Here is a 6978-nt window from a genome sequence, read left to right on the forward strand (position 1 = left end):
TGAACAGGCCGAGCGCATTGGCGCGCGCGATGGTGTCGGGAGCTTCAAGGATCAGCGAGCGGCCGGCCTCAACCGCAATCCCCGCCAGTCCCGCTTCATATGCGGCCTCGACCGTCCGCGGGCCGATGGACGGCAGATCGGCGCGCAGTTCCTGACCAGGCTTGGCGCATTTGACCAGAACGCCGCGCGTCTTGCCGGCGAGCCTGCCATGGTCGCGCAATTGTCTGGTCCGCTCGAGCAGCCCGTTAGTGCCCTCGATGCCCTCCAGCGCGATCGCCCTGCCGCCGATTGCGACCGCGGCTTGCCCGATATCGAGAGCACCGATCGCCTTTGCCGCGACCCTGGCGGCCTCGATGTCGCGCCAGTCGGATTTGCCCGGCTTGGCCGTGGTCAGCGAGCCATCGCTCGCAAGCAGTTCGGGCACGATCTCATGCGCGCCAACGACCTTGATGCCGCGCTTTTCCAGAAAACGCGTCAGCATCCTCAGCAAGCCGTCGTCACCGCGCGCCAGCCCCATCACCACTGTAGGCACGGCAGCCAGCAGGCCGAGGCTCGGCCGCATGGCGGTCAATTTCGGCCTGCGCCTGATCTCGCCGGCCAGCACGAGGTGGCTGATTCGCTTGCGCCTGAGCAAAGGCACCAGCGAGCCGAACGATTCGAGCGCGAGCTGCTCTGTCTCGTAGCCGGCGAGGTCCTGCTTGCGGTCGACCTCGCCTTCGGCCGCGATGATGACGGGCGGATGTCCCTGCCTTGCGAGGCTGGCCGCGACTTCCACCGGCAGGCTGCCGCCGCCGGCGATGATGCCCACCCTTGAGCCCGGCGCGAGGTCCAACTTGGCTCCGGCAGCCTCAGCCTTCATCGTCGGCATCGTCGCCGTCGCCGCCCTTGAGCGACGGGACGGCATAGTGCCGCTTGCCGCGATTGGCGATGAAATCGATGATTTTCATGGCCGTCGGCGAGGAAGCGAATTCCGCCTTGGCGAACTCTATGTTCTCGCCGACGGTTCGGGAGCGGTCGAAGATCGTCCTGTAGGCCTTGCGCAACAGGTGGATCTCGGCGCGCGGCAGGCCGGAACGCTTCAGGCCGACGATGTTGAGGCCGCGAAGGCTGGCGCGGTTGCCGGCGGCGATCGCATAGGGAATGACGTCGCCGACGACCGCAGAGCAGCCGCCGATGAAGGCGTTGTTGCCGATGCGGACGAACTGGTGAACGGCGGTGAGGCCGCCAACATAGACGTTGTCACCGATCTCGCAGTGGCCGCCCAACGTCGCGCCGTTGGCGAAGGTGGCGTTCTTGCCGACGACGCAGTCATGGGCAATGTGGGCATAGGCGAGGAAATTGCCATTGTCACCCACCGTCGTCTCGCCGCGGCTGGAATCGGTGCCGAGATGCATGGTCACGCCTTCGCGGATCGTGCAGTTCTCGCCGATCACCAGCGTCGTGCGGCCACCCTTGTGCTTGGTGTTCTGCGGCGGCGCGCCGAGTATGGCCATCGGATAGACCTTGGTGGCGGCGCCGATGGTGGTCGCGCCCATCACCGAGACATGGCCGACAAGCTCGACCCGGTCGCCGATGACGGCATCGGGGCCGACGTGGCAGAAGGGTCCGATGCGAACGCCTTCGCCGAGCTGGGCCCCTTCTTCGACGACCGAGGAAGGGTGGATTTCAGTCTGGACTTTCATGAGCATTTTGAACCGTCAGCCGGTGACCATCATAGCCGAAACCTCGGCTTCCGCAGCTTTTGCTCCATCGACCATCGCTTCGCAGGCGAATTTGAGCAGGTTGCCGCGCTTCTTGATCTTCTTGACGTGAATCCTGAGCTGGTCGCCGGGAACGACCGGCTTGCGAAACTTCGCATTGTCGATGGTCATGAAATAGACCAGCGATGGCTTTTCCGTGTTGAGGCTGCGGATGCAGATCGCGCCGGCGGTCTGCGCCATGGCCTCGATGATCAGCACGCCGGGCATCACTGGCTGCTGCGGGAAATGGCCCTGGAAATGCGGCTCGTTGATGGTCACGTTCTTGATGCCGACGGCGGACTCGTCGCCATCGATGTCGACGATGCGGTCGATCAGCAGGAACGGATAGCGGTGCGGCAGGAGCTTCATAAGCCCCATTATGTCGACCGCCTCAAGCGTCGCCACCATATCAGCCATTCCCATCGCCTTGTTTGCGGGTCCTGGCCAGCTTGCGCAGCATGGCGATTTCACGCATGGCCTCGGCCATCGGCTGCGCCGGATAGCCTCCCCAGATCTCGCCCGCCGGGACGTTGCTCATGAATCCGCTTCTCGCTGCAAGCTTGGCCCCAGGCCCTATGGTCAAATGATCGGCTAGGCCGACGCCGCCACCCATGGTGACACCATCGCCGACGACGACCGAACCGGAAATACCCGAAAGCCCCGCTATAATGCAATTGCGACCGATACGAACATTGTGGGCGATCTGCACCAGATTGTCGATCTTGGTGCCCTGGCCGATGATGGTGTCGGACATCGCGCCGCGATCGACGGTCGAATTGGAGCCGATCTCGACGTCGTCTTGGATGATGACGCGACCGATCTGCGGCACGCGCTCCGGGCCCTTGGCGCCGGCCACGAAGCCGAAGCCGTCCTGGCCGATCCTGGCGCCGCCATGGATGATGACGCGGTTGCCGATCAGCGCGTACTGCACGCTGGCACCCGGGCCGATATAGCCGTCACGGCCGATCTGGGAGGAATGGCCGATCACCGCATGCGGAGCGATGATGGTGCCGTTGCCGACCGAAACGCGCGGACCGATGACCGCGCCGGCCTCGACGATCGCGCCGGCCTCGACATGCGCCGAGGGGTCGACATGGGCATGCGGCGAGATTCCGGTTTCGCCGGTCATTGGCCCGGGTGTGGCCGCCTGCGGGAACAGAAGGCGCCCGACCAGCGCGAATGCCTGCTGCGGGCGCGGATGGGTAAGCACCGCTATGCCCGCCGGCGCCTTGCTGGCGAATTCGGCCGGGCAAAGAACCGCCGCGGCCTTCAACAACGGCATGAGGGCAAAATTGCGCCTACCGTCGACGAAGACGAGCGCGTTCTCGCCACCCTCGTTGGCAGGTGCTAGGGCTTCGATGGAGACATGCGACTGGGCAGAATCGACAAGCTGAGCGCCGGTCAGATTCGCGACTTCGCCGGCCGTATACCGGCGTGATGGCGCGAAGAACACCGGATCGGTCATTCCAGAAGCAATATCCAGCTAGGTCGGATCACGCTCTTCCGGACCGCATGGCGGCCCGGAAGCATTGTTACCCGCGGATCAGAAACGGGTCGCTATGCCGAAGTTGAATTCCTGCACGTCGTCGGTCGGTTCCTTCTTGACCGGGACCGCGTAGTCGATGCGGATCGGGCCGAACGGCGACGCCCACATCAAGCCGATACCGACCGAGGCGCGCAGCTTCATGTCGGTTGAGGTCTGAGTGACGGTGGTCACCTTGCTGCCGTACAAAGTGGCGGCATCCGCGAAAACAGCACCGCGCAGGCCGAAGCTTTCCGGAATGACCGGCAGCGGGAACTGTGCTTCAGCCGACGCATTGAAGTAGGTCGTGCCGCCCAGGTGATCCCCCGTAGCGACGTCCGCCGGGCCGATACCGCCATACTCAAAGCCACGGATCATGCGATCGTTGCTCTGGAACTGATCAAAAATGCGCAGCCCATCATCGCCAAACCCTGCGATGTGGCCAGCGCCGGCGGACACAAGACCGACCAGATCGAGCTGCTCGGACAAGGTCTGATAGACGCTCGCCCGCCCGGTCAGCTTCACCCACTTGGCGTCGCCGCCGAGACCGGCGACTTCGGTCGTGCCGTTGATGTAAATACCCTCATGCGGGTTCTTCATGTCGTCGATGGTGTTGTACACCAGACCCAAGCTGACCGAGGATTTCAGCCAGGGGCTTTCAGCGATGCCGTCCTTGATGGCCTGTGAAAGATCACAATCGCCCTGAGTGCCATCGTCGTTGTCGTCGCAGTCATCGTATTTGTATTTCTCCTGCGCGATGTTGTACGCCAGCTGGGTGGAAATGCTGTCGGTGATCGGCAGGCCGAAGCGCACTGTGGCGCCCAGCGTCTCGCTGTCGTAGTGGGTGTAATTGCGCGTCTGCTGGAAGACATCGAAGCCGGCGGCAATGCGGCGCCCGAGGAAGTAAGGCTCGGTGAAGGAAATGCTGTAGTCGCGCGAATTCTTGCCGCCGCCCGCCGCCAGCTTGATGTACTGGCCACGACCGAGGAAGTTGCGCTCCGTGATCGAGCCTTCGACCGACGGACCAGGCGTGTCGCCACCGGTCGAATAGCCGGCGCCGATCGAGAATTCGCCGGTCGACTTCTCGACCACGTCAACCACCAGCACGACCTGATCGGGCTGCGAACCCGGCACGGTCGAGATGTCGACTTTCTCAAAGTAATTGAGCGCTTCCAGGCGCTTCTTCGCGCGCTGGATAAGCACCTGGTTGAAGGCGTCGCCTTCGCTGACATCGAACTCGCGGCGAATGACATAGTCGCGCGTGCGGTCGTTGCCTCGGATTTCGATACGCTCGATATAGGCCTTGGTGCCCTGGTCGATTGTGTAGACCACCGAAATGGTGTGGTTCTCGAAGTTGCGATCGCCGCGTGGTGTCACCTGGGCGAAGGCATAGCCGGAGCCGGCGACCTTCTCGGTCAGCGCGATGATGGAATCCTCGACATCCTTGGCGTTGTAAACGTCACCCTTATGGGTCTCGATCACGGATTCCAGCGACTTGGAGTCGACTTCGGGAATCGTGCTTTCGACGCTGACGTCGCCGAAGGTGTAACGGTCGCCTTCCTGCACGGTGATGGTGACAGTGTATTTGTTGGTGGTGTCATCGAGCTCGCCGACCGCCGAGACCACCTGGAAATCGGCATAGCCGTGATTGTAGTAGAAGCGGCGCAGCAACTCCTGATCGGCGCGCAGCTTGTCCTCGTCATAGACGTCGTCGCGCAGCACGAAGGAGAGCCAGGACGAACGCTTGGTGTTGATCACGTCGGACAGACGGCGGCTGGAATAGGCACTGTTGCCGACGAAATTGATCGCGGCGATCTGGGTGCGGCCACCTTCGTTGATGTTGAAGACGACATTCACGCGGTTGTCGCCGAGTTCCATGATTTGCGTGGTCACCGCCGCATCGTCGCGACCGATGCGCCGGTAGGCGGCCTTGACCGCCTCGACGTCGGAATCAAGCGTCTGCTGCGAGAAGGTCGCGCGCGGCTTGAGCTGGACCGCGGCTTGCAGAGCGTTGTCCTTGAGCTTTTTGTTGCCCTGGAACAGGACCTGATTCACGACCTTGTATTCGGAAACCTTGACGACGAGGGTCGAGCCGACCTGGTTGATCTGCACATCCGAGAACAGGCCGGTGCCGAACAGCGCCTTGACCGCATCATCGATATCGGAGCTGGAGAACGCCTTGCCAGGCTTGATCGTGATGTAGTTGCGGATGGTGTCGGCATCGACGCGCTGGTTGCCGCTGACCTCCACTCTCGAGACGACTGCGGCTTCGGCTACCGATGTGGCAACAAACTGCACTGCGAGCGCGCCTGGCACAACCAGAGCGGCGGACAAAGCCACCGCGGACGCGGCGCTCATAAACTTGGATGCTGCCTTCATCGGGCTTTTGTACCTTTTCTCGTAGTCCCCACGGCGAGAAAACCGGACGTGCGGTAATTTTCCCCTACCGTATTAACCGGATTTTCCCTACACGCAAGGCTTCTGGTTAATTTGTAATTACTTAACCCTGGTGCGTGGCTTTCGCGTCACGCCTACCCCTGTGCATGGTAAACGGCGTCTCAACATTGCGGCTGCCGAAGCCAAATTTCTTCATGATTTCAGCACCCAAACAGATCGTTCCAGAACACGAAGCCCATAAAGCCCAACACCAGAAGCAGTCCGGTCCGGTAGGCCATTTCCATCATCCGCTCCGATACCGGCCGACGGAAGACGGCCTCCACGCCGTAGAACAAGAGGTGGCCGCCGTCGAGGGGGGGAATCGGCAGAAGATTGAGAATTCCTATTCCGACTGACAGGAATGCAACAAGCTGCACCAGCCATTCGAAGCCGAGTTTCGCCGCCTGACCCGACATTTTGGCGATCTTGATCGGTCCCCCAAGCTGGCATTTGTCCTCGCGGCCGACAACGAAACGCTGCAGAAACTGCCCCGTGCGCTGGATGACGTGCCCGGTCTCCTCGATGGCCGCGCCCACGGCACCGACGGGATTGTAGGTGACAATGCGCGCCTGGCCGAGTTCGGTGCTGTTGACGACGCCGATCACGGCCACCTTGATCTTGTTGCCCAGCGCATCCTGCTGTTCCATCGGCACAGGGGTCGCTGTGAGCGTAATCTCCTTGCCATCGCGCAGCATGGTGAAGGCGATGGCATCGCCGGCGCGGCCCTGAACGAGGCGCTGGACGTCAGCGAAGGTCTCGACCGTGCTGCCGTCGACTCTGACGAATCGGTCACCCGGCTGGATGCCTGCCTTGTCGGCGGGGCTGCCAGCGGTGACCTGGGCCACCATTGGGTCCAGCACCGGGCGGCCATAGACGGAAAACAGCACGGCAAAGACGACTATGGTCAGCAGGAAATTGAACAGCGGCCCGGCCACCACTGTCGCGGCGCGTTTCCAGATCGGCTGGGTATGGAACGCGACCTCGCGCTCCGAATCACTCAGCGCCTCCAGGTCCTCGGCGCTCGGCTGGCTCGACGTGGCATTCATGTCGCCGACGAATTTGACATAGCCGCCAAGCGGTATGGCGCAGAGCTTCCAGCGTGTGCCGTGGCTGTCGTTGAAGCCGATGAGCTCGGGGCCGAAGCCGATCGAAAAGGCCTTGACGCCGATGCCGCACAAGCGGCCGATGAGGTAGTGGCCCATTTCGTGCACGAAGACCACCACGGTCAGCACGAACAGGAACGGCACCAGCGTGCCGAGGACGAAGCCTTCCGTGCTGAAC

6 protein-coding genes are annotated in these 6978 nt (G+C 62.5%); all 6 read right to left on the reverse strand.

Translation table 11 applies throughout. The features are described 5' to 3' along the window. On the reverse strand, positions 1–868 hold an 868-nt coding region (lpxI, locus tag EOA33_RS18810; protein WP_190234301.1), incomplete at its 3' end, for a UDP-2,3-diacylglucosamine diphosphatase LpxI. After that, the gene (lpxA, locus tag EOA33_RS18815) at positions 849–1682 is read right to left on the reverse strand and encodes an acyl-ACP--UDP-N-acetylglucosamine O-acyltransferase (RefSeq protein ID WP_126054472.1); all 834 of its coding nucleotides are present in this window, start codon (positions 1680–1682) and stop codon (positions 849–851) included. The genes lpxI and lpxA, both read right to left, overlap by 20 nt. Before the next feature lie 15 nt (positions 1683–1697). After that, a complete protein-coding gene (gene fabZ, locus EOA33_RS18820; protein ID WP_126054471.1) occupies positions 1698–2156 on the reverse strand; it encodes a 3-hydroxyacyl-ACP dehydratase FabZ in 459 nt (152 codons plus the stop codon). Then, complete coding sequence (gene lpxD, locus EOA33_RS18825; RefSeq protein ID WP_126054470.1) at positions 2149–3204, reverse strand: UDP-3-O-(3-hydroxymyristoyl)glucosamine N-acyltransferase; 1056 nt, start codon at positions 3202–3204, stop codon at positions 2149–2151. Before lpxD ends, fabZ begins: the two co-directional genes overlap by 8 nt. A gap of 78 nt (positions 3205–3282) precedes the next feature. After that, complete coding sequence (bamA, locus tag EOA33_RS18830; protein WP_126054469.1) at positions 3283–5640, reverse strand: outer membrane protein assembly factor BamA; 2358 nt, start codon at positions 5638–5640, stop codon at positions 3283–3285. Between the two features lie 218 nt (positions 5641–5858). Then, positions 5859–6978, reverse strand: a 1120-nt coding sequence (gene rseP, locus EOA33_RS18835) for an RIP metalloprotease RseP (protein WP_245482371.1), incomplete at its 5' end; no start/stop codon positions are given.

Origin of the sequence: Mesorhizobium sp. M4A.F.Ca.ET.050.02.1.1 (genome assembly GCF_003997725.1) — a bacterium.
Lineage (GTDB): Bacteria > Pseudomonadota > Alphaproteobacteria > Rhizobiales > Rhizobiaceae > Mesorhizobium.